The following is a 25,343-nucleotide window of genomic DNA, read 5'->3' as shown; positions in this document are numbered from 1 at the left end:
AGGGATTTCAGATTTTTTGTACCGGGCAAATCAAGAGTTTGCCTAATTCCGTTAAGGTAGTATTAAGTTTATCTTTGCTATCTTACTCCGCTTTAAAAATGATACTGGTAAGAGAAAGTGTTAATGCGACGTCGATTTATTGGATTTTTTCTTGGATGCCTGGGCCTGCTGCTATCATCCACCTCCGCTAATGCATCGTTCAGCTCGACGCTTCGCGACGGCTACAACACGCTGAGCGATAACGTCTCGCAGACGTGGAATGAGCCTGAGCACTACGATCTTTATATCCCTGCGGTGACCTGGCATGCCCGTTTCGCCTACGATAAAGAGAAAACGGACCGGTATAACGAACGCCCGTGGGGCGCCGGTTTCGGGGTCTCGCGCTGGGACGATAAAGGAAACTGGCATGGCATCTATCTGATGGCCTTTAAAGACTCTTATAACAAGTGGGAGCCTATCGGCGGCTATGGCTGGGAGAAGACGTGGCGTCCGCTGGCGGACGATAATTTCCACTTGGGTCTGGGCTACACGCTTGGCGTGACGGCGCGTGATAACTGGAACTATATCCCTATTCCGGTCGTGCTGCCCCTGGCTTCCATCGGTTACGGTCCGGCAACATTCCAGATGACCTATATACCCGGTACCTACAACAACGGTAACGTTTACTTTGCCTGGGCGCGCATTCAGTTTTGATGCGAATTTTGATAGCCATAAAAGAGATAAGCGGACTGTCTTGTGGAAAAACAAAGACTAAAGTGAACCCTGTACAAAAAGATAGAGACTTTTATCACTTTTTAGCAAAGTTGCGCTGGACAAAAGGTACCACAATTGGTGTACTGATACCCGACACAGTATTAGTGTCGATTTTTTCATATAAAGGTAATTTTGATGTCTAAGATTAAAGGTAACGTTAAGTGGTTTAATGAGTCCAAAGGATTCGGTTTCATTACTCCGGAAGATGGCAGCAAAGATGTATTCGTACATTTCTCTGCAATCCAGTCCAACGGTTTCAAAACTCTGGCTGAAGGTCAGCGCGTAGAGTTCGAAATCACTAACGGTGCCAAAGGCCCTTCTGCTGCAAACGTAATGCCTATCTAAGCAACGCGTCAGTAGAATATAAAAACCCGCTCATGGCGGGTTTTTTTTTGCCTGCGGTTAGCGGCTGGCGGCATGAGAGAACAGCCAGAACGCAGCGGCGGTCATGGCAAATGAGCCTAATAAGTTGACGAGTACGTTGAGTAACGCCCAGCTAAGGCGCCCTTGCTGCAGGAGAAACACCACCTCGGCGGAGAACGTGGAGAAGGTGGTCAGCCCGCCGCAAAAGCCGGTGGTGATAAGCAGCTTCCACATCGGATCGATATCCGTCAGGCGATTAAACCATGCCAGCCCTGCGCCGATAATAAAAGCCCCCAGCAGGTTAGCGGTGAGCGTACCAATGGGGATAGCATGATGCATGGGGTTAAACTTCATACCCAGCCACCAGCGCAAAACGCTGCCGGTGCCGCCGCCAAGAAACACAGCAAAAAGGAGTTGCAACACGGTCATTCCCTGTTTATTGATTGAGACTAAACTTCGAGTGTAGCGCGCGAAAGGCCTTACTGGCTACGACTAACCTGACGGGAGAGAAAAGATGCTTGTTGCTGCCGGACAATTTGCCGTAACGCCGGACTGGAGTGAAAACGCGCAGACCTGCGTCAGTATGATGCGTCTGGCCGCGGAGCGGGGGGCATCTCTTCTGGTTCTGCCAGAGGCGTTGCTGGCGCGAGACGATAACGATGCGGATTTGTCAGTTAAATCCGCCCAGCAGCTTGATGGCGACTTTTTACAGCTCTTGCTGGCAGAGAGCGAAAATAGTGCGTTGACGACGGTGCTGACCCTGCATATCCCTTCCGGCGAAGGTCGAGCGACGAATACGCTGGTGGCCCTGCGTCAGGGGAAGATTGTGGAGCAATACCAGAAACTGCATCTCTATGATGCGTTCAATATCCAGGAATCCAGGTTGGTCGATGCCGGGCGGCAAATTCCGCCGCTGATCGAAGTCGATGGGATGCGCGTCGGGCTGATGACCTGCTACGATTTACGTTTCCCTGAACTGGCGCTGTCGTTAGCGCTCAGCGGTGCGCAGCTTATCGTGTTGCCTGCCGCGTGGGTAAAAGGGCCGCTGAAGGAGCATCACTGGGCGACGCTGCTGGCGGCACGGGCGCTGGATACCACCTGCTATATTGTCGCCGCAGGAGAGTGCGGGACGCGTAATATCGGCCAAAGCCGTATTATCGACCCCTTAGGGACAACGCTTGCCGGGGCGGGAGAGCGACCGCAGTTGATTTTTTCTGAACTTTCAGCTGATTATATCCAGCAGGTACGCGAGCGCCTGCCGGTGTTGCGTAATCGCCGCTTTGCGCCACCGCAATTATTATGACGTTTTTTTAAACAAGGCTTGATTCACCTTGTTACAGATTGCTATTGTGTCCGCGCGTCAAATAGCCGTTAATTGTATGCGTGTATGATGGCGTATTCGCAGCTTGTATTAGAGAAGAAGGTTAGCTATGGGTGAGATTAGTATTACCAAACTGCTGGTAGTCGCAGCGCTGATTATCCTGGTGTTTGGTACCAAAAAGTTACGCACGCTGGGTGGAGACCTGGGCTCGGCTATCAAAGGCTTTAAAAAAGCCATGAACGATGACGATGACAGTGCGAAGAAGACCAGTGCTGAAGAAGCGCCGGCACAGAAGCTCTCTCATAAAGAGTAATTCGCGACGAGTTTCCTGATAGAGGAGGCTCGCTACCGACGGGGCTAAACCGCGTCGGCAAAGAGGCCGCAACGTTAACGCTGCGGCCTTTTTTATGTTAAATGCATGTACACTGGTCTAAAAAGATGCAACCAACTGTTACCGCGTTGGGCTTTTTCTCAGGAAAAGAATGCATTGGCAGGATGGACCGCAGCGCGAAAAATATCACGCCGCGGTTGGGAGGGGTTACTTCACTTCCATGCCTTTGGCCTGCAGGTCGGCATGATAGGACGAGCGAACGAACGGCCCGCAGGCAGCGTGGGTAAAGCCCATGGCCATCGCTTCGGCTTTCATCTCTTCGAACTCATCCGGGCTCACGTAGCGCTGTACCGGCAGGTGATGTCGGCTCGGCTGCAAATACTGGCCTAACGTCAGCATGGTGACGCCATGGCGACGCAGATCGCGCATCACTTCTACGATTTCAGCATTGGTTTCGCCTAAACCAACCATCAGGCCCGATTTCGTCGGGATCTCTGGATGTGCTTCTTTAAAGCGTTCCAGCAGCTTCAGCGACCAGTTGTAGTCGGCGCCAGGGCGTACCTGGCGATACAGGCGCGGCACGTTTTCCAGGTTATGGTTAAACACGTCCGGCGGCGTCGCCTGGAGGATTTCCAGCGCACGATCCATACGGCCGCGGAAGTCCGGTACCAGGGTTTCAATTTTAATCGTCGGGCTTTTTTCACGAATCGCTTTGATGCAGTCGGCAAAGTGCTGAGCGCCGCCATCGCGCAGATCGTCCCGATCCACGGAAGTCACCACCACATAGCGCAGCGCCATATCGGCGATGGTTTGCGCCAGCTTCTGCGGCTCGTTGGCGTCCGGCGTAACCGGGCGACCGTGGGCAACATCGCAGAACGGGCAACGACGGGTACAGATGGCACCCAGAATCATAAAGGTTGCCGTTCCGTGATTAAAACATTCCGCGAGGTTAGGGCAAGAGGCTTCTTCGCACACGGAGTGCAGGCCGTTCTTACGCATCGCTGCCTTAATCCCCTGGATACGGGACGAGTCAGCCGGAAGTTTGATTTTCATCCATTCCGGTTTTCTGAGCAGAGCTTCACGCTCAGTTGCCACGTTTTTCACCGGGATAAGGGCCATTTTATCGGCATCGCGGTATTTAACACCGCGTTCCATCACAATGGGTTTACTCATAGCGTGCGTGTTCCAGTTGCGAGTGACGAAGGAAAGCGAATCAATTCAAGTAAATGTTGCATTTATCAACTATTTTTGAATTAAACGCAGGCAGTATATCATTGATACGGGGGATAAAGCAGCCTGCTGGCCGGCAAATTGTAAAATAGTTGTTGTTTTATGCTTTTCCCTCACGTGCTTTATCGACTAAAAAGCCTGGCGAATCGTCTCAACGATCTCTTTCAGCAAGGGCTCCTTCGCGCTGAGCTTGTTATAGTGCAGCGCAATATCAATTCTTTCTTCCCGCAGAGGCGGAAAATCGATCATTTTTAAGGGCCAAATCTTCTCGACCAGCGAGAACATTCCGGACGTGATTAGCCCCAGCATATCGCTGTCGTTGACCAGGGCTGCTTGAGTTAACAGATTGTAGCTGCTGAACCCATAGCGACGTTCGCCGAGATGCTCATGCAGGTGGCGCAGGATCGTCGTATAGCGCTGGCCTTCAGGCTGCAGAAGCGCGAATTCATATTGACTGAGATTTGCTGAGGTTGGCGGCAGCGTCAGGGCCGGATGCCCTGCCCGGCAGAAGATATGTACGCTATCCTGAAATAGCACATGGTGCGTAATCCCCTGCCCGCTGTGGGGGAAACTGTCAACCAGCAGGTCAACCTGACGCTGGTTTAACTGGCTGGCCGCGTCGGTAATGGCGACATTGTGCAGCAAAATCTGGGGAAAGACGCTCCGCAACTGCCTGGTGATAACCGGCATGATCAACGCGCCAATAGCCGGCGAGGTAGCCACGGTTATCACCCGCTCGCTCCGGGTATTCCCGGTTAAATCCAGGGCGTTAAGAAATGCCTCCATACCCTGGCTTATATGCTTATGAAGATGCGAGGCATAAGCCGTTGGCGTTACGCCCTGGCCCTTGCGGATAAAAAGCGGGTCAGGGAAGAGGGCGCGCAGTTTGTTGATGGACTGACTAATCGCAGAGGGCGTGATATTCAGTATTTTGGCCGCGTTGACGATACCTTTATGGACGTAAACCGCTTCAAAAATAGTGAGTAGATTGAGATCGATATTACGCAGAATGCGAAACATCTGCCGATCGTGGCGATCGTCAAGGCGTTCGGTTGGTTCTGTCTGAGAGTTATTTTCGTCCACTCTATATTTCCGCTAGTGATGATTAGCACCATTATAGCGGTCACAATTATTTTATTAGTGATAATTGATTGCAAAAATAAAGACTTAATCCAGGCGGATGTAAAAATGTGACGTCCCGCGTTCACGGGACGTGATAGCTAGCAAGATTGAATATATTCCGCCGGCGGATCGTTTAGTAAAGCCAGCAGATTGGCGGCGAGGCGTGGCGCGACGGTATCCGTACGGGCATCGGGCCGCCACTGGCGCATCTGCGTCATCTCCATTCCGGCATAACCGCATGGGTTAATCCTGAGGAACGGTGACAGATCCATGTTGATATTCAGCGCCAGACCGTGGAATGAGCAACCTTTGCGGATGCGCAAACCCAGAGAGCAGATCTTCTGTTCGCCCACGTAGACACCGGGCGCGTCTGCCCGCGGATGCGATTCAATACCATACTCCGCCAGGGTGTTAACGACGGTTTGCTCTAAAAGAGTCACCAGCTCACGCACGCCCAGCTTGCGGCGTTTAAGGTTCAACAGAACGTACATCACCTGCTGTCCGGGGCCATGATAGGTGACCTGTCCGCCGCGATCGCTCTGAATAACCGGTATCTCGCCGGGGACCAGAACATGTTCAGCCTTTCCGGCCTGACCCTGCGTGAACACCGGGTGATGCTCCACCAGCCAGATTTCATCCAGGGTGGCATCGTCGCGGGTATCGGTAAACTCATGCATTGCCTGCGAGACAGGTTCGTAAGGTTGCAGGCCGAGCTGGCGGATGAGGATTTTATTGTGCTGCAAAACAACGTCTCCGCAGAGAGAGAATGACTTGAGTGGGGGAGTATATCACAGCGAGAAAGACCCGGCGCAGGGCCGGGTCGGGGGAATAGATTTACAGTACCATCCGTACGATTTCAATATTGCCCAGTTCTTCATACAGGGTTTCTACCTGCTCAATGTGGGTTGCATTGATGGTAATAGAGACTGAGTGGTAGTTGCCTTTGCTGCTGGGTTTTACCGTCGGAGAGTAATCACCTGGTGCATGGCGCTGTACCACTTCAACCACCTGGTCAACCAGCTCCGGCAACGCCTGTCCCATTACTTTGTAAGTAAATGGTGTAGGGAATTCAAGCAGTTCGTTAAGTTTGGTTTTCATGTCAGCTCCGGTGTTACAACAAAAAATAATAACTCCCACGACGTGTGGGAGTTATCAGGATATCTAGTATATGGGGATGTAAATCACACTTTCAAGTGGTCGATTTTTAACCAAACCAGTGATGGAACATTAACTTAATGTAATCAATGATTTTGCCGAAGAAATTGCCTTCCTGGATTTCCTGCAACACGACTAGCGGGCGCTGATCGATCGTTTTGCCATCCAGTTGGAAGTTAATCGTGCCGACCACCTGATTTTTCTGCAGCGGCGCGTGCAGTTCGGCGTTATTCAGCACGTAGCTGGCTTTCAGATCTTTCATGCGGCCGCGCGGGATAGTCAGATAAACGTCTTTATCCACGCCGAGAGAGGCGCGATCGCTATCGCCGAACCAGGCGGGTTCAGAAGCGAATTCTTTACCGGCTTTAATTGGGTTAACGGTTTCGAAGAAGCGGAAGCCCCAGGTCAGCAGCTTTTTGCTTTCGGACTCGCGGCCTTTAAAAGTACGGCCGCCCATTACGGCGGAGATCAGGCGCATCTGGCCTTCGGTTGCGGAAGCCACGAGGTTATAGCCCGCTTTGTCGGTATGGCCGGTTTTAATACCGTCGACGTTCAGGCTGTTGTCCCACAGTAGCCCGTTGCGGTTGAGTTGGCGAATACCGTTGAAGGTAAACTCTTTTTCTTTATAGATGGTGTATTCGTTCGGGACATCGCGAACCAGCGCCTGGCCAATAAGCGCCATGTCGCGCGCAGAACTGAATTGACCATCGGCATCCAGGCCGTGAACGGTCTGGAAGTGGGTATTTTTCAGGCCAAGGGCGTTAACGTAGTTGTTCATCAGGCTGACGAAGGCATCCTGACTACCCGCGACGTAGTCGGCCATCGCCACGCATGCGTCGTTGCCGGACTGCAGGTTGATACCGCGGATCAGCTGGGATACCGGCACTTGCATACCCGGTTTGAGGAACATCAACGAGGAGCCTTTAAAGACCGGGTTGCCGGTCGCCCATGCGTCGTTACCCACGGTGACCAGGTCGGACTCTTTAAACTTGCCCGCTTTCATGGCCTGACCAATCACATAGCTGGTCATCATCTTGGTCAGACTTGCCGGGTCACGGCGGGAGTCGGCGTTGTTTTCTGCCAGTACTTTGCCTGAGTTGTAATCGATAAGAATCCAGGATTCGGCGTCAATCTGCGGGGCGCCTGGGATCATAGTTTTGATATTCAGGTCATCGGCGCGGGCAGCGGAGGACAGCGCTGCCACGGAGAGCGCCGTAACGAGTAAACGAGCGGTAAAAGAGGTCTTCATGGTCTGAACAACGGCATCCGTGATGGAGTTAAAAAAGTGCCTTACTATAACAAACGCATTACGAACCAGCATCCGACATTGCGCACGACTTTGTTAATGACTTTGTCATGCGCAACGAGCAGGGGATGCGGGTGCGATGCCTTTAGTTGGCGCGAGTAATAAATGACTGCAGCTGAGCTTCGCTTTGCAGACGCTGTTGGATCGTGCTGGCCTGCGCTTTGCTGCTGAATGGCCCGAGCTGAATCCGCCATACCGCGCCGTTTTGCGTGACGCGGCCCGGGACGGAAAATTGCTGGCTCAGACGCTGCTGGTACTGCTGGGCGCGCGATTGATCGCTGACGGCGCCGACCTGCACGACGAAATCACCGCTGGCGGCTGCGGCAGGCGTCACGGCGGCGGTGGCGGCTACGGCAGGCGCCACGCTGCCTTGCACTGAACCCGGCGCGGTAACCGGGGCGGTTTGCACGACAGGCTCGCTGCCTTCCAGCACGCCGTTATTCAGCGGCGTCGGCGCGCCGAGGAAACCGCCGCTGTTAACCGGAGCGCCGGTAGTGTCTTCCGGCTTCAGGGTTGAGTTACTGATGGCGTGCACGTCAGTTTGTGCGGGTTGACTCATCCCCGCGCTGTTATCGCCGTCAAGATTCGGGCGGGCAGGCAGGGCATAGGTCTGTTTGGCCACCGTCGTACATGCCATCCCGGGACCGGAAAGCGAGCCGTCCGGCGCGACGACGATCGGATCGATGCGCACTTTGGTGTTATTCGAGGTATTCAGACGATCGGCCGAGGCGCGCGACAGTGAAATCACGCGATCGTTACCGTAGGGGCCGCGATCGTTGATACGTACTACGATCATGCGGCCGTTCGCCAGGTTGGTGATCCGCGCGTAGCTTGGGATCGGCAGCGTGGGATGGGCTGCGGTAAGCTGTGTGGGATCGAACGCTTCTCCCGATGCGGTCAGGTTGCTGTTAGGCTCGGCGTCGTAGATAGCTGCGAAGCCCGCTTGGGTGAAGTTAGACGGATCCTGAACGATTTTATAGCTTTTGCCATCACGTTCGTAATCCTGATTCGCCGTTGCGTTAGGCGTTTCATACTGCGGATCGGCGCCGCTAATTTCCACCGTCGGGCCATTGCAAACGGCCGGCTGTGGAGTGCTGACCGTTTTTTGTTGAACGTCTTCACCCGAACATGCCGCCAGCAGTCCTGCTGCTATGCAGATCCCCAGCCATTGCTTACGCATCGCGAACCCCTTACACGCTTTTCGACAACATTTTTCTGTGAGTATGGATCGACATAACGATACCAAACCCGGCCATCAATACGATTAGGGCAGAGCCCCCGTAGCTGACCAGCGGCAAAGGTACCCCCACCACCGGTAAAATACCACTTACCATACCAATATTTACGAAGACATAAACGAATAAAATCAACATTAAACCACCGGCCATGACCCGGCCAAAAGTGGTTTGCGCCTGGGCGGCAATCCACAACCCGCGCATGATCAGCAGAATATAGAGCGCCAGCAGGATCAGTACGCCAATCAGTCCCAGCTCTTCCGCCAGTACGGCAAAGATAAAGTCGGTATGGCGTTCAGGCAGAAACTCCAGCTGCGACTGGGTGCCATGCAGCCAGCCTTTCCCGCGCAGCCCGCCGGAGCCGATGGCGATTTTTGACTGAATAATGTGGTAACCCGCACCGAGCGGATCGGTTTCCGGGTCGAGCAGCATCATTACGCGCTGGCGCTGATAATCATGCATCAGGAAGAACCAGAGGATCGGAATAAAGGCGGCGACCAGCACCACGGCGATACCGATCAGACGCCAGCTGAGACCAGACAGAAAGAGCACGAACAGGCCGGACAGAGCGACCAGAATCGAGGTCCCGAGGTCAGGCTGCGCGGCGACCAGCAGCGTGGGCAGGAAAATCAGCACCAGCGCGATAGCGGTATTTTTCAGCGATGGCGGGCAAACATCGCGGTTGATAAAGCGCGCCACCATCAGCGGTACGGCTATTTTGGCAATTTCCGACGGCTGGAAGCGGACGATGCCGAGATCCAACCAGCGCTGTGCCCCTTTAGAGATGGCGCCGAAGGCATCAACCGCCACCAGCAGGATAATACAGAAGATATAGAGATAGGGTGCCCAGCCCTCATAGACCCGCGGCGGAATTTGCGCCATGACGATCATGATAACAATCCCCATAGCGATCTGGCCGATTTTACGCTCCATCATGCCCATGTCCTGACCGCTGGCGCTCCAGATAACCAGCGCGCTATAGGTCAGCAGCGCCAGCAGGATAAGCAGCATGGTGGGGTCGAGGTGGATTTTATCCCATAGCGATTTTTTATTCGGATTATCAGTCATTATTGATCCTCCCCAGCCGTTACCGCCGGGTTTTCACTCGGCAGGTTGGTGTTGTTATCGCCCAGCATTATATGATCGAGAATCTGACGCATAATGGTACCGACTGCCGGACCTGCGCCGCCGTTCTCAAGAATAATGGCAACGGCAACCTGGGGGTTGTTGTAAGGGGCAAACGCCGTCATCAGTTTATGGTCACGCAGGCGTTCAGCGATTCTGTGCGCGTTATAGGTCTCGTTGGCTTTCAGGCCGAAGACCTGAGCGGTACCCGACTTGGCCGCAATTTTATACGGCGCGCTGGCGAAGTATTTATGCGCGGTACCGTTGCCGCGGTTGGCGACGCCAAACATCCCGTCTTTGGCGATCTCCCAAAAACCAGAGTGGATATCGCCGACCGGCGGTTCATGGGGCTGAACCCACGGCACCGGTTTACCGTCCTCTACCGTACTCTGCAGCAGGTGCGGCACTTTTACCACGCCATCGTTAATCAGGATCATCAGCGCCTTGTTCATCTGGATAGGCGTCGCGGTCCAGTAACCCTGTCCGATGCCGACCGGAATGGTATCACCCTGGTACCACGGTTTCTTGAAGCGCTTGAGCTTCCATTCGCGGGTCGGCATATTGCCGGAGCGCTCTTCCGCCAGGTCAACGCCGGTATAGTGGCCATAGCCGAACTTACCCATCCACTCCGACAGGCGGTCGATACCCATATCGTAAGCAACCTGATAGAAGTAGGTATCGGCCGACTCTTCCAGCGCTTTGGTGACGTTCAGATGGCCGTGGCCCCATTTTTTCCAGTCGCGGTAGCGCTTATCCGAGCCGGGGAGCTGCCACCAGCCGGGGTCAAACAGGCTGGTGTTGCGGGTAATAACTCCGGCGCTGAGCGCCGACACGGCAACGTAAGGTTTAACCGTTGACGCCGGGGGGTAAACGCCCTGGGTCGCGCGGTTGACCAGCGGTGTATTAGGATCGTTAAGCAGCCCGGAGTAGTCTTTGCTGGAAATACCGTCAACGAACAGGTTGGGGTCGTAGCTTGGCGTCGAGACCAGCGCGAGGATGGCGCCGGTACGCGGGTCTGTGACCACGACCGCCGCGCGACTGCCGGCCAACAGCGTTTCAATATACTGCTGTAGCTTCAGGTCGAGCGTTAAATAGATATCGCGCCCGGCCTGTGGCGGAACCTCTTTTAGCTGGCGAATTACCCGGCCGCGGTTGTTTACTTCAACTTCTTCATAGCCGGTCTGCCCGTGCAGGACATCTTCGTAATAACGTTCGATCCCCAGCTTGCCGATATCGTGCGTGGAGGCGTAGTTAGCCAGCTTTCCCTCTTTATCCAGGCGATCGACGTCTTTATCGTTAATTTTGGAGACGTAGCCGATAACGTGGGTCAGAGCGGAATTATAGGGATAGTAGCGGCGCTTATAGCCTTTGACTTCCACGCCGGGAAAACGGTACTGGTTAACCGCGAAACGGGCGACCTGCACTTCACTGAGATTGACTTTCACCGGAATGGAGGTAAAGCGGTGCGAGCGGGCGCGCTCTTTTTTAAAGTTCGCTACATCGTCATCGGTTAGATCGATAACGTCGCGCAGCGCATCCAGCGTTTGCTGAACGTTGTCGACCTTCTCCGGCATCATTTCCAGCTGGTAAATCGTGCGGTTGAGCGCCAGCGGCGTGCCGTTGCGATCGTAGATAATGCCGCGGCTCGGCGGAATAGGGACCAGCTTGATGCGGTTTTCGTTCGAACGCGTTTGATAGTCGGTGTAACGCACAATCTGCACGTTATAAAGATTGGCGATCAATACGCCGGTAAGCAGCAAAATCCCCAAAAAAGCGACCAGCGCCCGGCGCACGAACAGCGAGGATTCAGCCGTATAGTCGCGGAAAGAATTCTGTAATTTCATTCGCTGCTTAGTCTACCCTGGTCATCATTACTCACGGTGGTAAGGGTGGTTGGTGGTAATGCTCCACGCCCGATACAGACTCTCGGCCACCAGTACGCGAACCAGCGGGTGAGGTAAGGTGAGCGTTGAGAGCGACCAACTTTGTTCCGCTGCCGCTTTGCAAGCGGGTGAAAGGCCTTCCGGGCCGCCGATGAGCAGACTGACATCCCGGCCATCCTGTTTCCAGCGTTCCAGTTCGCGCGCCAGCTGCGGCGTATCCCATGGCTTCCCCGGAATATCCAGGGTGACGATGCGGTTTTTGCCTGCGGCCGCCAGCATCATTTCACCTTCTTTTTCAAGAATTCGCTTGATGTCGGCATTTTTACCGCGTTTTCCGGCGGGGATTTCCACCAGTTCGAACGGCATATCTTTTGGAAAACGGCGCAGATATTCGCTAAAGCCGGTCTGAACCCAGTCCGGCATTTTGGTGCCAACGGCTACCAGGTGCAGCTTCACGCGTTAACTCCAGAGTTTTTCCAGCTCGTACAGACGACGGCTCTCTTCCTGCATGACGTGAACCATAACGTCGCCGAGATCGACGACAATCCAGTCCGCGGCGACTTCGCCTTCAACGCCCAGCGGCAGCATACCGGCGGCGCGAGACTCTTGCACTACGTGGTCGGCGATGGACATAACATGGCGCGTAGAAGTGCCTGTGCAGATAACCATGCAATCAGTGATGCTGGATTTGCCATGAACGTCAATGGCAACGATGTCCTGACCTTTCAGGTCATCAATTTTGTCGATAACAAAATCCTGGAGTGCTTTACCCTGCAAGAGTTCCCCCTGGGTGTGTGAAGAGTGATAATAATAAACAGCCTGACAGTATACCCGAACTGGTAGCAAAGTCGGGATAAATGTCGATAAATGGGCGGTTAAGGCCGCTATCATCCCATCCATCGCCGATGTTTGCATCGCCATTTTTGTAAAACAATTTCTGCAAAGTTCAAATGGTAAATGCAGCCTGGCTGCGGAGAATAACAGCCTGCTTTGCCCTGTCAATGGTCTGCGCGCAATTCTTCTTCCGCCAGCCAAACTGCCCGGCTATTCAGCACGCGCAGGGTAGTGAAATCGGGCTGTAGATCGACAAGGCTCCACGCGCCATGCTCGATGGGGAAGTGCCACATCGCCGCATCCGGCATACTCAGAAGTTGAGCGATTAACAGGCTAAGAACGCCCTGGTGGCCGACGATCAGCAGATGATCAAGTTCCTGGTGCTGAGGGAGAGTGGCGGTGAAGCTGGCGACACGTCTGGCGAACGCCTGAAAACCTTCACCGTTAGTGGGCGCCGCATGCTGCCAGTCGGCGCACCACGCGGCGTAGTTTTCCGCATCTTCATGCTGTAAATCGCGATGGTGGCGCATTTCCCAGTCGCCGAAGAACATTTCATTGAGTTCGGCGAAGGACTGGCGAGGGACGTCACGGTCGCCAAGCAGCAGGCTGGCCGTGCGCTGGGTGCGCTCAAGTTCACTGCAAAACACGCGCTGAAAAGGAACGGCCTGCAGCCGCTTTCCCAGCGTTTGCGCTTGTCCGATTCCGCGTTTGGTTAAGGCTGTGGGAGCATGCCCGCTATAGAGGCCCGCGACGTTAGCTTCGGTTTCGCCATGACGAACTAACCATAACTTCATGATGACCCTCTCAAAAGGAGTCTATGAGACTCTCCTTGTTGTAAGGCTAGCAGTAGAGCTTCTGCTCATGGATATAGTCGAGCACGGTTTCCGGCAGCATGTCCGCGCAGGACTCGCCAGCTTCAAGACGCTGGCGAATCAGGGTGGCAGAGATATCAAACCACGGCGTTTCGGCCAGGTAGATAACGCCCGCCGGGCTGCTATGCAGCCGCTCGACGTCATGAGTGAGATGTTTGTCCAGCCATTGCTGATCCTGCTCGCACGCCATGGTCAACGGATAACCCGGGCGTCGGCAAACGATCAGATGTACGTTATCAAGAATGCTTTCATACTCGTGCCAGGTGGTAAAGGTGAGCAGTGAATCCTGGCCAATAATAAACGCCAGGGAGCGTTGTGGCCCTTGCTCCTGGCGCCACTCGCGCAGGGTTTGCGCTGAATATGACGGCGTGTCGCGCTTAAGCTCACGATCGTCGAGGATAAACAGAGGTTTATCGGCGATGGCGAGCGCCAGCATATGCCTGCGTTGGTCGCTGGTGGCTTCGGGCTGCGGGCGGTGCGGCGGCACATTGTTGGGCACGATGGTGACTTTATTGAGGCCGATAAGGTTGGCCAGAATTTCCACCGGTTTAAGGTGACCGTAATGCACCGGATCGAAGGTGCCGCCATACATCGCCTGTAACTGAGTCATATCAACCATCAATAAAAACGTCTGCCAGCGCTTTATGGCAGAGCAATAAAGAGAGACTTTCCAGCTCGGGCCATATGGAGTGCCCGTAATCCTGCTTGAAGGTGAGCTCCGCGCGGGCCAACAACGTGACAGCCTGACGCAGCTGATCGGCGCTAAGGCGGGCCAGCGCGTCGCTGACCAGCTGGCGGCGGTTTTGCCATACGCGATGCTTGTCAAACAGCGAACGCAGCGGCGTATGGGCCGATTGCCGCTTCAGGTTGACCAGCAGCAGCAGTTCGCGTTGTAGGGTGCGCAGAAGGATAGCGGGCTCGCTGCCTTCCAGACGCAGCTGTTGCAGAACGTGGAGAACGCGCTTGCTTTTACCGGCCAGCAGCGCATCCACCCAGTGGTAAGGTGTGAAATGCGCGGCATCATTCACGGCCTGCTCAACCCGCGGCAGCGTCAGTTTACCATCCGGCCACAGCAGCGAAAGGCGCTCCAGAGCCTGCGCCAAAGCCAGCAGATTACCCTCATAGCAGTAGCACAGTAGCTGGCTGGCCGCGTCATCAAGCTGCAGATTATTCTGCTTTGCGCGCGCGGCGAGCCAGCGCGGCAGCTGGGCATATTCCGGCGTCTGGCAGCTAACCTGCACCGCCCGGCTGGTTAGCGCCGTCATCCACGCTGCGTTCTCCTGCGTTTTCGTCAGCTTATTACCACGAACGATCAGCAGTAAATCGTCATGCAGCATGCCGACGAGCGTCGCGAGCTGTTCGTTAATTGCCGCATTAGGGCCATTATCGGGCAGGATCAGCAGCAGCGTCTGGCGGCTGGAAAACAGGCTCATGGCCTGACTTAACGAGAAGAGGGCAGGCCAGTCGGTACTGGCATCAACGGTGGCGGTGTGGTGTTCGATAAAGCCCTGGGCTGCGGCGGCTTCGCGGATGGCGTCCTGGCTCTCCTGCAGCAGCAGCGGATCGTTGCCAAGCAGTAGATAGGCCGCGCGCAGCCCTTCAGTGAGCTGCGCGCGGAGCTGTTCCGGGTACAACCGAATCATCAGTTACCCAGCGTAGTGGAGACGCGATTGCCGGAGGTGGAAGCGGCTGGGGTCGTGGTGACCGGCTTCTCATCCTCTTTGGTGGCTTCGACATCCGCAACGTGTACGCTCGGTAGTTTACGGATCAGCTGCTCCGCCGCTTTGTCGTACATTTCCTGAACGATCATGTCCTGCTCAGCATCTTTCGCTAACGCCGCCTGTGGGTTATCGAAGAACGAGCGGTAGACTTTGGTCGTGATGGGATAGATATCATGGCCTGGGATCAGGACGCTGGCATTTACCGTCATTACCATTTGATATTCCGCAGTACGGCCGTCCTGGAAAATAGACGCCGTATCTTTCTGAATGGACGATGTCTCCAGACGCAGGGAAGGAATATCCTTGCGCAGCGTACTGCTATCGACCAGTTCAACCCCGTTCAGACGCAGCTGATTACGGACGGCACGACTTAATGGACCATTAGGATCGCCCGACTGGAAGATCATGGTTTTCATTGCGGTCGGAACCTGCGTAGTGCTACGCAGGTGCCAGCCACAGCCGGCGGTGATTAACACCGCCAGAGATAACAACAATGTTGCCAGATATCGCACGCTTCCTCCTGCGCTTAGCCAACGACCAGATTGAGCAGTTTACCCGGAACGTAGATCACTTTACGTACGGTCACACCGTCGAGATATTTCGCAACCAGATGCTCCTGACCCGCACGTTCACGAACCTGCTCTTCGGTTGCATCCACCGCAACGGTAATTTTACCACGAACTTTACCATTTACCTGGACCACGACCAGAGTGGTGTCTTCAACCATTGCGCTTTCGTCAGCGACCGGCCACGGCGTGTTGTCAATATCGCCTTCGCCACCCAGCTCCTGCCACAGGGTAAAGCTGGCATGCGGAGTGAACGGGTTGAGCATACGAACCACGGCCAGCAGGGCCTCACGCATCAGCGCGCGATCCTGTTCACCTTCCTGCGGCGCTTTCGCCAGCTTGTTCATCAGCTCCATGATCGCCGCAATCGCGGTGTTGAAGGTCTGACGACGGCCGATATCATCGGTCACTTTCGCGATCGTTTTGTGCACGTCGCGACGCAGCGCTTTTTGATCTTCGCTGAGGCTGGCAACGTCCAGCGCAGCGGCTTCGCCCTGAGAGGTATGTTCGTAGACCAGTTTCCAGACGCGTTTCAGGAAGCGGTTCGCACCTTCCACGCCGGATTCCTGCCACTCAAGCGTCATGTCGGCCGGCGAAGCGAACATCATAAACAGACGCACGGTGTCCGCGCCGTAGCGTTCAACCATTTCCTGCGGATCGATGCCGTTGTTTTTCGACTTGGACATCTTGCTCATGCCGGTATAGACCAGCTCGCGGCCCTGCGGGTCGAAGGCTTTAACGATACGGCCCTTTTCGTCGCGCTCGGTAGTCGCCTCTTTCGGCGACACCCAGTTACGCTCGCCGTTCTCGCCAACGTAGTAGAAGGCGTCCGCCAGCACCATCCCCTGGCAAAGCAGCTGTTTAGCCGGTTCGTCAGAGTTCACCATGCCTGCGTCGCGCATCAGCTTGTGGAAGAAGCGGAAATAGAGCAGGTGCATAATGGCGTGTTCAATCCCGCCGATATAGATATCGACCGGCAGCCAGTAGTTCGCCGCTTCCGGGTCCAGCATACCCTGGTCGTACTGCGGGCAGGTGTAGCGCGCGTAGTACCAGGAGGACTCCATAAAGGTGTCAAAGGTATCGGTTTCGCGCAGCGCCGGCTGACCGTTAACGGTGGTTTTCGCCCACTCCGGATCGGCTTTAATTGGGCTGGTGATGCCGTCCATCACGACATCTTCCGGCAGAATAACCGGCAGCTGATCTTCCGGCGTCGGCATCACGGTGCCGTCTTCAAGAGTGACCATTGGGATCGGCGCGCCCCAGTAGCGCTGACGGGAAACGCCCCAGTCGCGCAGGCGATAGTTCACTTTACGTTCGCCGACGCCAAGAGACGCGAGCTTATCCGCGATGGCATTAAAGCCAGCTTCATGATCCAGGCCGTCGAACTCGCCGGAGTTAAACAATACGCCTTTTTCGGTCAGCGCTTGTTCGGAGAGATCGGGTTCTGAGCCATCAGCGGCCAGGATAACCGGCTTGATGTTCAAACCGTATTTGCTGGCAAATTCGTAGTCGCGCTGATCGTGACCCGGGACGGCCATAACCGCGCCGGTGCCGTACTCCATCAGCACAAAGTTTGCCGCCCATACCGGGATCGCTTCGCCGGTCAGCGGGTGAATGGCTTTGTAACCGGTATCGACGCCTTTTTTCTCCATGGTCGCCATATCGGCTTCGGCAACTTTGGTATTACGGCATTCGTCGATAAAGGTCGCCAGCGCGGGGTTATTGGCTGCAGCCTGCTGCGCCAGCGGGTGGCCCGCAGCGACGGCAAGGTAGGTGCAGCCCATAAAGGTGTCCGGGCGGGTGGTATAAACGGTCAGCTTGTCGGCGTAGTCGTTGACGTCAAAGGCGATCTCGACGCCTTCAGAGCGGCCGATCCAGTTGCGCTGCATAGTTTTAACGGTGTCAGGCCAGTGATCCAGGTTATCCAGATCGTTCAACAGTTCGTCAGCGTAGGCGGTGATTTTAATAAACCACTGCGGGATCTCTTTACGCTCGACTTTGGTGTCGCAACGCCAGCAGCAACCGTCGATAACCTGTTCATTCGCCAGAACGGTCTGATCGTTCGGACACCAGTTCACCGCGGAGGTTTTTTTATAGACCAGCCCCTTTTTATACAGCTCGGTGAAGAACTTCTGCTCCCAGCGGTAGTATTCCGGGGTGCAGGTGGCCACTTCACGGCTCCAGTCATAGCCAAAGCCCAGCTTTTTCAGCTGGTTTTTCATGTAGGCGATGTTGTCGTAGGTCCATGGCGCCGGCGCGGTGTTGTTTTTCACCGCCGCACCTTCCGCAGGCAGACCAAACGCATCCCAGCCGATAGGCTGCAGGACATTTTTGCCCAACATACGCTGGTAACGGGAAATCACGTCACCGATGGTATAGTTGCGCACGTGGCCCATGTGTAGTCGACCAGAAGGATAGGGAAGCATCGACAGGCAGTAATACTTCTCTTTGCTCTCGTCTTCGGTAACTTCAAAGGTACGCTTCTCGTCCCAGTGTTGCTGGACTTTTGATTCTATCTCTTCCGGGCGGTATTGCTCTTGCATGGCAGCCAGTGGTCCTGTTTTCAATACAGCTACAAAATGTAGCCAATGGATGTGTTATTTCAGATCGGCATAGCATAGCCCAAACGCCAACGTCAAAACAGCCTTTCACACACTTACATAGATGAAAGCGGTAGAGAAAATTTCGCGACTCTGTGGCTTGGCTTGCAGAGCAATCTGTAGATAACGTCTATCATTAGAAGAAGTTAACCACACCGGAGGCGAAAAGATGGACAAGGTTGCTCAATTCTACCGAGAGCTGGTGTCGACGCTCAGCGAGCGGTTACGCAACGGAGAACGCGATATTGACGTGCTGGTGGAGCAGGCCAGGGTCAAGATTAGCCAGTCGGGCGAGTTAACGCAGAGCGAAATCGAGAACGTGATCCGCGCTGTCAGACGCGATCTGGAAGAGTTCGCGCTCAGTTATGAAGAGAGTCAGGATGAGCTCACTGATAGTGTCTTTATGCGGGTGATCAAAGAGAGTCTGTGGCAGGAACTGGCGGATATTACCGATAAAACACAGCTTGAGTGGCGCGAGGTGTTTCAGGATCTCAGCCATCACGGCGTCTATCACAGCGGCGAAGTCGTGGGACTTGGCAATCTGGTGTGCGAGAAGTGCCACTACCATCTGCCGGTTTATACGCCGGATGTGCTGCCGCATTGCCCAAAATGCGGGCACGATCAGTTCCAGCGCCGGCCATTTGAGCCGTAGGGATACGACTGAGAGCGATAAAATTCGCGGAGATTTTTGCTTACACGTTTAATCAGTTAGAAGGTCAATATAAAACGCGTTAATATATTGACCTTCTATTTAAAGAGCTGGCTAACTCTTTATCACTATGCGTAAAAATGCTGGCGCCGAAGAACCAGCATAAGATTTTTTTTAAAAAGAGACGCTCATCTTCATTGACAACTTCATGTTAATTGATGGTGTTAATGGTCGCGATTTTAAACTGCTGAGTGCCGCCCATTTCATTGGCGTATTTATGGGATGAGTTTAAAAACAGATTAGTCGTGGAAATAGTGCCTTTGCCACAGGTTGCCAACCCAAGGAAACCGCAGCGGTAACCGCCATTAATCACTTTTTTAGCCGACATGGTTAAAGTGCCGCCAGCTCCTATGTGAGAACGGTTAGTAATATTACCGTGATTTTGTGTATCCAAAGTCATGTTTGTTGAACTTAAAATTTCGCCTTCATTGTAAAGATCGTTATAGGTTTTAATTAAAACATTATCACGGCCAACAATCGTACCATAGTTGTTGGTAACGTCATTTTCGATATTGATATTGTGTCCACCAATATATCCTTCATTCTTTAGCTGGTAGCTCTTTGTTACCAACGTTGATGAACCGTGCAGTTGACTATTTTTTTGTAGCGTCAGGGTACCTTTAGTTTGAACAGTTGCGTTGTCACCGGCTATATAGCCTGAGTTGATGATTTCTCCGGATGTCAGGCTATCATTTTTTTTTGCCTGAATGAGGAGGGTATCATAACCGTAAATATTGCCGGTCACTTTAAGGGCGTCTCCGCCAAAGGTTACCGTAGTGTTTGTAGCTCTGGTAGAGCCCCCGTTTTCAATGTTACCACCCGCGGTCACGACTAATTGGTTATCTGACAGCAGATTGGATCCATAAGTGGTTTTCAGGTTGCCATCCGCCGTAACGTTTAACGCGGCACCGCCGCTTAAGGTACCTGTATTTTCGATATTCCCTGACGCCTTGGCTAACAGCTGACGAGTCGTGGAAATAGTCCCATTATTGGTTAAGGAACTTAGCGAGTTGATCACAGTTGTATTTGTTGTTGATATATTACCAGTGTTTTTTAAATTCCCTACAGATACTATCTGAGTGATAATACCGTTGCTGGCGATAGAGCCTTCGTTGGTGAGTGAACCTAAGCTAGTCAAGGAGAGGCCAGAGTTAGCAACAATCGCGCCTTTATTTCGTACGCCAAAACCTAAATTATTGCCAACCATGGTAATGCTATTGGCTTTGATGCCGCCCAGATTACTAATGTCGATACTGTATTCAGGGAATAAGGTCTGCAGCGCCGTCGCAGATTTACCTGCCGGGGTCATTGCACCTGAGCCGTTATCAAAGGTAAAGTTTCCAGCGCCTACTATCGCGTTCTTCGCATTAACCGCACCGTTAATGGCTATTGCATCGGCGAGGAGAACAGCGTAGCTATTGCTGGCATTCATTCCGTTTTTTTCGATGGACAGTTTACCACCGGTAACGTTATAGCTGGCGATAGCGCCAGTATCGGAAAGTGTCACTTTCCCTGTCGTTAAAACCGCCTTATTGGTGTTGATGAAGCTACAACCTGAGCAGGAAATACCATTGGGGTTAGCAATAACAACATCAGCTCTTTGACCCGCCACTTCAATAAATCCGTTCAGCGAGCTTGCGCGGTTTGAGGTGACTTCATTAAGAATAACAGAAGCGCTACCGTTAGTAAGATTGTTATTTTTCGCAATATTGCCCAACGTCGCGTGGGTGAGATCGCTGGCGCTATTGTTAAGAACGACGCCATTACTATCAACATTAAACTCACGATACATATTATGTGAGACACCGGCGGCATTGGGTTTTTCAATATCAATAACCTTGGCACCTGATAGATGGGTATAACTATTCGGGTCGGCATAAACAAAGCTTGAGCTTAAAGCTGCTGCTAGTGCAACATAGGATAATTTGAATTTAAACATTTAACTGAGTCCTTTAAAAATAAAAAAATTAACCGGTTGTTTGAAAAAATGACTTTAATACCTCCATTGTAAAGAAAATCCCATGCTGACAGGATCGGTATGAAAACCGTTTGGTTTTGCCAGCGGCGTTCCTATGAATAAATCATACTGAGTGGCAATGATGCTTCCGCGCACTCCGGCAGTGGCGCCAGAGATGACTTTGCCATTTTCGTACTGCTCGGTTCCTGTAATGCGGCCAATATCCAGGCCTAAGTAGAGCTGCCGATCCGGAGTTGGCATATCCCAAATAAAATCATTGCGCCAGTACCAGCCCTGGTTTCCTGAAAGCGTTCTTTCACCGTCAAAGCCACGTACTGTCCAACGATTACCAATATTGAATTGATTATCTGCGGACAAGATATCGGGGCTGACCTGGATATTAATATGCGGCGCATAGCTGAATTTATCCCCCGTTGATTCAAACTTCATTAAAGCTTGAAGATCGGCGTGGATAATGCGCGAAAGTTTACTGTACAGACCTGCTTTTTCTTCAGGCGTAGGGGTGGAACTAAGCCAGGGAAGGCTACGCTGTACGCCCAGGCTGGCATCTAAAATAGTGTTGGTAAAGTACCGTTGGTGGTGCGCGGTAATATCCCAGGCAGGATTCTGTTTGCGCATAACGCCGATTTCGCTGCCGCCAAAATAATAATGTGATGTGCTTTTTGATATACGCGCATCAATTGTTGTTTTTTGCTTGCGGGTATGTGAAAGTAAACGTGATAAGGTTGCGCTGGCATAATCATTTTTACTTTTATATTCAACGGTCGAGTATCTACCATTAAACTGCTGACGATATTGGCTTTGTGAACCGTAAAGATTGAGTGACCAAAATCCAAAAGGAAAAGAATAATAGAGGCTATTATTCTGATTGCCATCGTTATGTTGATTAAACTCGACATCGCCGCCGACAGAGACATAGAGGATGTCATTTAGCGTCGTCAGGTCATAAAGATAAATCGCGGCACCTGCCTGGTATCGCCCGCTGGTACGGCTTCCTGCATCATCCAGCCAGGCGCCTACCTGCCACTTTTTTGCCAGATGCCGTGTGAGTTGAATATCGCTTTCCGCATTTTTTTTACCGGGTAGGATTTTCATCTGCGCCGATGAACCGGGTAAACGTTGTAAGTTAGCCATCCCTTGTTCAAGTTCAGTTAGCTGCAGAATATCCCCGGTTTTGGCGGGTATCGCGTTCCACAGACTGGTTGTCGCGCTGTTGCCTGCAGTCCAACTTATATTACCGATATAACCATAGGTCAGAGTGATGCTCAGAATACCATCGTTCAGAGATTGGGAAGGAACATCAATAAGGGAAGTGATATATCCCCGGGCAATGAGTTCATTTTGCAATGTTGTGGTGAGTAGACGTATGCCTTCAATACCCAGACACTTTTTTTCTGCTTGCAGGGCTATATTGCCGAGTAGGCTACGGGTCAGTTTGTCGTCAGCGGAAAGAATTTCAACGTGGTTGATATATCGGCAGGTTGCTTCCAGTGGGAAGACGAGTTGATATTTCCGCGATCCCGTACCTGATGATTGATACTCCTGCTGTGCTGGCGCCAGTGCGCTTTGGCGCGCCTTATCCTGTTCGACCTGATTGGTATTGCTAATCGATAAGCTCGCCATTGTTGATGCGGTTAGAAAAATATAAAAAGAGATGGCGGTGACCAGTATTTTATTATTCACGAAGCAATATCCATTTGTTTCATTCGTCCGTTATACCCTTATAAAGGATGTTTAGTATTCATAGAGTAGGGTTAACGAAGTCGGGTTCTCAACCTCAATAATAATTTTATTTTCTTAAAATCAAAACAAAACCGCTAATGCTACTCAGTGTCGTTGTAAAAACCGCGATATATTATCTATGCCGGATTATGTAATCCACGAGGTAAAGAGTGAATTTTTGTTGAATTGAGGATTTCAGGTCGTGAATTATTTGTCGTGAGGCGGGATATATTTATGCCACGCATTTGATAATAGCTAAGATTTTACCCGGACTATGGATGGAGAGGGATGGGGAATAGATAAAAGGCGTGTACGGGAGCGTACACGCCAGAAGGTTAGTGGAGGATCTTGGCGAGGAAGTCTTTGGCGCGCTCTGACTGTGGATTAGCAAAAAACGCCTCTTTATCCGCGTCTTCGACAATTTTTCCTTCGTCCATAAAGATCACCCTATTGGCGACCTTACGCGCAAAGCCCATTTCATGGGTGACCACCATCATGGTCATCCCTTCATTCGCCAGTTCAACCATCACGTCCAGCACTTCGTTGATCATTTCCGGGTCAAGCGCGGAAGTGGGTTCATCGAACAGCATGGCGATGGGGTCCATACACAATGCACGAGCGATGGCCACGCGCTGCTGCTGCCCGCCCGAGAGCTGAGCGGGGAACTTTTCTGCATGAGCGGAAAGCCCTACGCGTTCCAGCAGCTTAAGCCCTTTTGCGCGTGAAGCGGCTTTATCGCGATTGAGCACCTTAACCTGCGCCAGCGTCAGGTTATCGATAATCGACAAATGCGGGAACAGTTCGAAGTGCTGGAATACCATCCCGACGCGAGAGCGTAGCCTGGCCAGGTTAGTCTTTTTATCGTTAACCGTGGTGCCGTCGACGATGATTTGACCCTGTTGGATTGGCTCCAGACCGTTGACGGTTTTAATCAGCGTGGATTTACCCGAGCCTGATGGTCCGCAAACCACCACCACTTCGCCTTTTTTCACTTCCGTGGAGCAATCGGTCAGCACCTGAAAGTGACCATACCATTTTGAAACGTTTTTCAGGGTAATCATTACACAGTCCTTTTCTTCAACCAGCTGACCAACAGCGATGCGCTGAGACTAAATACAAAATATACGGCGCCTGCGAACAGAATCATCTCTACCTGGGTTCCATCACGTTCGCCGATCGTGGAGGCGGTACGGAAGAAGTCGGCCAGGCTCAGGACATAGACCAGCGAGGTATCCTGGAACAGCACGATGCCCTGGGTGAGCAGCAGCGGTACCATGGCGCGGAAGGCCTGAGGCAGAATCACCAGCTTCATGGATTGCCAGTGGGTCATGCCCAGCGCCAGCGCAGCGCTGGACTGGCCGCGAGAGATACTCTGAATGCCGGCGCGAATAATTTCCGAGTAATACGCCGCTTCAAACATGGAGAAGGCGATCATCGCTGAAATCAAGCGGATATCGGTTTTCGGCGACAGACCAAGCACGTTCTGCAGGAACCCCGGAACAATCAAATAAAACCACAACAGTACCATCACCAGCGGAATGGAGCGGAAGACGTTAACGTAGGTTTTGGCAAACCACGCCAGCGGCAGGAAGCTCGACAGGCGCATAACGGCCAGAATCGTCCCCCAGACAATCCCGATAACAATCGCGGTCACGGTAATTTTTAAGGTAATAACCAGTCCAGCCAGCAGGTACGGCATGGACGGAATAATGGAACTCCAGTCAAAATCGTACATTATTTACCCCCCATATTGCCCGGCAGGCGGACCTTACGTTCGACTACGTACATGATCAGCATAATAACGGCGTTGATAAACACGTAGGCCAGGGTGATAGCGGTAAACGACTCCCAGGCATGGGCTGAGTAATCCAGCAGCTTGCCCGCCTGTGCAGCCATATCGGCAAGTCCGATGGTGGAGGCGATGGCCGAGTTTTTCACCAGGTTCATCATTTCTGAGGTCATCGGCGGCACGATAACGCGATAGGCATTAGGCAGCAGAACGTAGCGGTAGGTTTGCGGTAAGGTCAGTCCCATCGCCAGCCCGGCGTTTTTCTGCCCGCGCGGCAGGGACTGGATGCCGGAACGAACCTGTTCGCAGACGCGTGCGGCGGTAAACAATCCCAGACAGAGCATCGAGGAAACGAAGAACTGAATATTGGGATCCAGCTCGGACTTAAACCACATGCCAATGTTTTCCGGCAGCAGTTCAGGCACCACCAGATACCAGGTGAAAAATTGAACGATAAGCGGAACGTTACGAAAAAGCTCAACGTAACAGGTGCCGATAGTCGACAGCAGACGGTTCGGGACCGTACGGAGAATACCGAAGAGCGACCCCACAAAGAACGCGATAATCCAGGCCGTTACCGACAGGGTGACGGTGACCTGAAAACCACTCCACAGCCAGCCTAAATAGGTGGTGTTGCCGAACGGGGCCTGTTGCAGGAATATCCCCCAGTTCCAGTCTATTGACATAAATGACTCCTGGAAAAAAAAGGGTAGCAGCGCTACCCTCGA

Annotated in this window: 26 protein-coding genes; 5 read left to right on the top strand and 21 right to left on the bottom strand. The window is 52.9% G+C overall.

The window, feature by feature from the left end; genetic code table 11:
• The first annotated feature begins 117 nt into the window (after positions 1 to 117).
• Positions 118 to 693, top strand: a complete 576-nt coding sequence (pagP, locus tag K7H21_RS20085; RefSeq protein WP_162626021.1) for a lipid IV(A) palmitoyltransferase PagP — start codon at positions 118 to 120, stop codon at positions 691 to 693.
• 195 nt (positions 694 to 888) lie between these two features.
• The gene (gene cspE, locus K7H21_RS20080; protein ID WP_004100146.1) at positions 889 to 1,098 is read left to right on the top strand and encodes a transcription antiterminator/RNA stability regulator CspE; all 210 of its coding nucleotides are present in this window, start codon (positions 889 to 891) and stop codon (positions 1,096 to 1,098) included.
• Between the two features lie 57 nt (positions 1,099 to 1,155).
• On the opposite strand, the gene crcB is transcribed toward cspE, so the two are convergent.
• The gene (crcB, locus tag K7H21_RS20075; RefSeq protein WP_004130409.1) at positions 1,156 to 1,539 is read right to left on the bottom strand and encodes a fluoride efflux transporter CrcB; all 384 of its coding nucleotides are present in this window, start codon (positions 1,537 to 1,539) and stop codon (positions 1,156 to 1,158) included.
• Between the two features lie 91 nt (positions 1,540 to 1,630).
• Here crcB and K7H21_RS20070 point away from each other — a divergent pair, with 91 nt between their 5' ends.
• Together K7H21_RS20070 and tatE are read left to right on the top strand one after the other, a co-directional pair.
• Positions 1,631 to 2,419: a deaminated glutathione amidase gene (locus tag K7H21_RS20070; protein WP_087828672.1), complete on the top strand. Its 789-nt coding sequence runs from the start codon at positions 1,631 to 1,633 to the stop codon at positions 2,417 to 2,419.
• Positions 2,420 to 2,546: 127 nt separating this feature from the next.
• Positions 2,547 to 2,750, top strand: coding sequence for a twin-arginine translocase subunit TatE (gene tatE / locus K7H21_RS20065; protein WP_004130411.1), 204 nt, complete (start codon positions 2,547 to 2,549; stop codon positions 2,748 to 2,750).
• Positions 2,751 to 2,975: 225 nt separating this feature from the next.
• Here the strand turns inward: tatE and lipA are convergent, their stop codons facing one another.
• The 15 genes from lipA to leuS all read right to left on the bottom strand — a co-directional run bounded on the left by lipA (position 2,976) and on the right by leuS (position 18,360).
• Complete coding sequence (lipA, locus tag K7H21_RS20060) at positions 2,976 to 3,941, bottom strand: lipoyl synthase (RefSeq protein ID WP_004130412.1); 966 nt, start codon at positions 3,939 to 3,941, stop codon at positions 2,976 to 2,978.
• Between the two features lie 186 nt (positions 3,942 to 4,127).
• Positions 4,128 to 5,081: a YbeF family transcriptional regulator gene (locus tag K7H21_RS20055; protein WP_223035303.1), complete on the bottom strand. Its 954-nt coding sequence runs from the start codon at positions 5,079 to 5,081 to the stop codon at positions 4,128 to 4,130.
• A gap of 137 nt (positions 5,082 to 5,218) precedes the next feature.
• The gene (lipB, locus tag K7H21_RS20050) at positions 5,219 to 5,863 is read right to left on the bottom strand and encodes a lipoyl(octanoyl) transferase LipB (protein WP_004130414.1); all 645 of its coding nucleotides are present in this window, start codon (positions 5,861 to 5,863) and stop codon (positions 5,219 to 5,221) included.
• A gap of 91 nt (positions 5,864 to 5,954) precedes the next feature.
• Positions 5,955 to 6,218, bottom strand: coding sequence for a DUF493 family protein YbeD (gene ybeD, locus K7H21_RS20045; RefSeq protein ID WP_004100153.1), 264 nt, complete (start codon positions 6,216 to 6,218; stop codon positions 5,955 to 5,957).
• Positions 6,219 to 6,324: 106 nt separating this feature from the next.
• A complete protein-coding gene (dacA, locus tag K7H21_RS20040) occupies positions 6,325 to 7,524 on the bottom strand; it encodes a D-alanyl-D-alanine carboxypeptidase DacA (RefSeq protein ID WP_032742271.1) in 1,200 nt (399 codons plus the stop codon).
• Positions 7,525 to 7,666: 142 nt separating this feature from the next.
• A complete protein-coding gene (gene rlpA, locus K7H21_RS20035; protein WP_004130416.1) occupies positions 7,667 to 8,761 on the bottom strand; it encodes an endolytic peptidoglycan transglycosylase RlpA in 1,095 nt (364 codons plus the stop codon).
• A gap of 10 nt (positions 8,762 to 8,771) precedes the next feature.
• Positions 8,772 to 9,884 (bottom strand): peptidoglycan glycosyltransferase MrdB, encoded by a 1,113-nt coding sequence (gene mrdB / locus K7H21_RS20030; protein ID WP_004100156.1) that lies wholly within the window; start codon positions 9,882 to 9,884, stop codon positions 8,772 to 8,774.
• Entirely contained in the window at positions 9,884 to 11,785 is a 1,902-nt protein-coding gene (gene mrdA / locus K7H21_RS20025) for a peptidoglycan DD-transpeptidase MrdA (protein WP_004130417.1), read from the bottom strand. The genes mrdB and mrdA overlap by 1 nt, the downstream gene beginning before the upstream one ends.
• 27 nt (positions 11,786 to 11,812) lie before the next feature.
• On the bottom strand, positions 11,813 to 12,280 hold the full coding sequence (gene rlmH / locus K7H21_RS20020) for a 23S rRNA (pseudouridine(1915)-N(3))-methyltransferase RlmH (RefSeq protein ID WP_004100160.1): 468 nt from the start codon (positions 12,278 to 12,280) through the stop codon (positions 11,813 to 11,815).
• 3 nt (positions 12,281 to 12,283) lie between these two features.
• Complete coding sequence (gene rsfS, locus K7H21_RS20015) at positions 12,284 to 12,601, bottom strand: ribosome silencing factor (RefSeq protein ID WP_004130418.1); 318 nt, start codon at positions 12,599 to 12,601, stop codon at positions 12,284 to 12,286.
• Positions 12,602 to 12,822: 221 nt separating this feature from the next.
• The gene (locus tag K7H21_RS20010; protein WP_049114259.1) at positions 12,823 to 13,452 is read right to left on the bottom strand and encodes an adenosylcobalamin/alpha-ribazole phosphatase; all 630 of its coding nucleotides are present in this window, start codon (positions 13,450 to 13,452) and stop codon (positions 12,823 to 12,825) included.
• A 46-nt stretch (positions 13,453 to 13,498) separates the two neighbouring features.
• Positions 13,499 to 14,149 carry a nicotinate-nucleotide adenylyltransferase gene (gene nadD / locus K7H21_RS20005; protein ID WP_004130420.1) on the bottom strand — a complete coding sequence of 217 codons (651 nt, stop codon included), beginning with the start codon at positions 14,147 to 14,149 and terminating at the stop codon, positions 13,499 to 13,501.
• Positions 14,142 to 15,173, bottom strand: a complete 1,032-nt coding sequence (gene holA / locus K7H21_RS20000) for a DNA polymerase III subunit delta (RefSeq protein ID WP_004130422.1) — start codon at positions 15,171 to 15,173, stop codon at positions 14,142 to 14,144. Before holA ends, nadD begins: the two co-directional genes overlap by 8 nt.
• Complete coding sequence (lptE, locus tag K7H21_RS19995; protein WP_004130425.1) at positions 15,173 to 15,763, bottom strand: LPS assembly lipoprotein LptE; 591 nt, start codon at positions 15,761 to 15,763, stop codon at positions 15,173 to 15,175. Before lptE ends, holA begins: the two co-directional genes overlap by 1 nt.
• Before the next feature lie 14 nt (positions 15,764 to 15,777).
• Positions 15,778 to 18,360: a leucine--tRNA ligase gene (gene leuS / locus K7H21_RS19990; RefSeq protein WP_087828671.1), complete on the bottom strand. Its 2,583-nt coding sequence runs from the start codon at positions 18,358 to 18,360 to the stop codon at positions 15,778 to 15,780.
• 226 nt (positions 18,361 to 18,586) lie between these two features.
• Here leuS and K7H21_RS19985 point away from each other — a divergent pair, with 226 nt between their 5' ends.
• Positions 18,587 to 19,069 (top strand): zinc ribbon-containing protein, encoded by a 483-nt coding sequence (locus tag K7H21_RS19985; protein WP_004130430.1) that lies wholly within the window; start codon positions 18,587 to 18,589, stop codon positions 19,067 to 19,069.
• Positions 19,070 to 19,277: 208 nt separating this feature from the next.
• On the opposite strand, the gene K7H21_RS19980 is transcribed toward K7H21_RS19985, so the two are convergent.
• From K7H21_RS19980 to K7H21_RS19960, 5 genes are all read right to left on the bottom strand, one after another.
• Complete coding sequence (locus K7H21_RS19980; RefSeq protein WP_049114264.1) at positions 19,278 to 21,065, bottom strand: filamentous hemagglutinin N-terminal domain-containing protein; 1,788 nt, start codon at positions 21,063 to 21,065, stop codon at positions 19,278 to 19,280.
• A 54-nt stretch (positions 21,066 to 21,119) separates the two neighbouring features.
• Positions 21,120 to 22,727: a ShlB/FhaC/HecB family hemolysin secretion/activation protein gene (locus tag K7H21_RS19975; protein ID WP_217276474.1), complete on the bottom strand. Its 1,608-nt coding sequence runs from the start codon at positions 22,725 to 22,727 to the stop codon at positions 21,120 to 21,122.
• Between the two features lie 434 nt (positions 22,728 to 23,161).
• Positions 23,162 to 23,887 carry an amino acid ABC transporter ATP-binding protein gene (locus K7H21_RS19970; RefSeq protein WP_004130438.1) on the bottom strand — a complete coding sequence of 242 codons (726 nt, stop codon included), beginning with the start codon at positions 23,885 to 23,887 and terminating at the stop codon, positions 23,162 to 23,164.
• Positions 23,887 to 24,561 (bottom strand): glutamate/aspartate ABC transporter permease GltK, encoded by a 675-nt coding sequence (gltK, locus tag K7H21_RS19965; RefSeq protein WP_004130439.1) that lies wholly within the window; start codon positions 24,559 to 24,561, stop codon positions 23,887 to 23,889. The genes K7H21_RS19970 and gltK overlap by 1 nt, the downstream gene beginning before the upstream one ends.
• Positions 24,561 to 25,301 carry an amino acid ABC transporter permease gene (locus K7H21_RS19960; RefSeq protein WP_004111387.1) on the bottom strand — a complete coding sequence of 247 codons (741 nt, stop codon included), beginning with the start codon at positions 25,299 to 25,301 and terminating at the stop codon, positions 24,561 to 24,563. Before K7H21_RS19960 ends, gltK begins: the two co-directional genes overlap by 1 nt.
• Positions 25,302 to 25,343: the final 42 nt, after the last annotated feature.

The sequence above is a fragment of the Klebsiella sp. CTHL.F3a genome (assembly GCF_019890895.1).
Lineage (GTDB): Bacteria > Pseudomonadota > Gammaproteobacteria > Enterobacterales > Enterobacteriaceae > Klebsiella > Klebsiella grimontii.
Note: the sequence above shows the minus strand (reverse complement) of the source record. Positions and strands in the feature narration are given on the sequence as shown.

Coding starts and splice junctions, on each gene's coding strand:
- K7H21_RS19960 (WP_004111387.1), bottom strand. CDS start 25,301: ATGTCAATAGACTGGAACTGGGGGATATTCCTGCAACAGGCCCCGTTC.
- leuS (WP_087828671.1), bottom strand. CDS start 18,360: ATGCAAGAGCAATACCGCCCGGAAGAGATAGAATCAAAAGTCCAGCAA.
- mrdB (WP_004100156.1), bottom strand. CDS start 9,884: ATGACTGATAATCCGAATAAAAAATCGCTATGGGATAAAATCCACCTC.
- dacA (WP_032742271.1), bottom strand. CDS start 7,524: ATGAAGACCTCTTTTACCGCTCGTTTACTCGTTACGGCGCTCTCCGTG.
- tatE (WP_004130411.1), top strand. CDS start 2,547: ATGGGTGAGATTAGTATTACCAAACTGCTGGTAGTCGCAGCGCTGATT.
- K7H21_RS19970 (WP_004130438.1), bottom strand. CDS start 23,887: ATGATTACCCTGAAAAACGTTTCAAAATGGTATGGTCACTTTCAGGTG.
- mrdA (WP_004130417.1), bottom strand. CDS start 11,785: ATGAAATTACAGAATTCTTTCCGCGACTATACGGCTGAATCCTCGCTG.
- nadD (WP_004130420.1), bottom strand. CDS start 14,149: ATGGTTGATATGACTCAGTTACAGGCGATGTATGGCGGCACCTTCGAT.
- holA (WP_004130422.1), bottom strand. CDS start 15,173: ATGATTCGGTTGTACCCGGAACAGCTCCGCGCGCAGCTCACTGAAGGG.
- ybeD (WP_004100153.1), bottom strand. CDS start 6,218: ATGAAAACCAAACTTAACGAACTGCTTGAATTCCCTACACCATTTACT.
- rlpA (WP_004130416.1), bottom strand. CDS start 8,761: ATGCGTAAGCAATGGCTGGGGATCTGCATAGCAGCAGGACTGCTGGCG.
- K7H21_RS20010 (WP_049114259.1), bottom strand. CDS start 13,452: ATGAAGTTATGGTTAGTTCGTCATGGCGAAACCGAAGCTAACGTCGCG.
- gltK (WP_004130439.1), bottom strand. CDS start 24,561: ATGTACGATTTTGACTGGAGTTCCATTATTCCGTCCATGCCGTACCTG.
- cspE (WP_004100146.1), top strand. CDS start 889: ATGTCTAAGATTAAAGGTAACGTTAAGTGGTTTAATGAGTCCAAAGGA.
- K7H21_RS19985 (WP_004130430.1), top strand. CDS start 18,587: ATGGACAAGGTTGCTCAATTCTACCGAGAGCTGGTGTCGACGCTCAGC.
- K7H21_RS19980 (WP_049114264.1), bottom strand. CDS start 21,065: ATGTTTAAATTCAAATTATCCTATGTTGCACTAGCAGCAGCTTTAAGC.
- K7H21_RS19975 (WP_217276474.1), bottom strand. CDS start 22,727: ATGGCGAGCTTATCGATTAGCAATACCAATCAGGTCGAACAGGATAAG.
- K7H21_RS20070 (WP_087828672.1), top strand. CDS start 1,631: ATGCTTGTTGCTGCCGGACAATTTGCCGTAACGCCGGACTGGAGTGAA.
- lipA (WP_004130412.1), bottom strand. CDS start 3,941: ATGAGTAAACCCATTGTGATGGAACGCGGTGTTAAATACCGCGATGCC.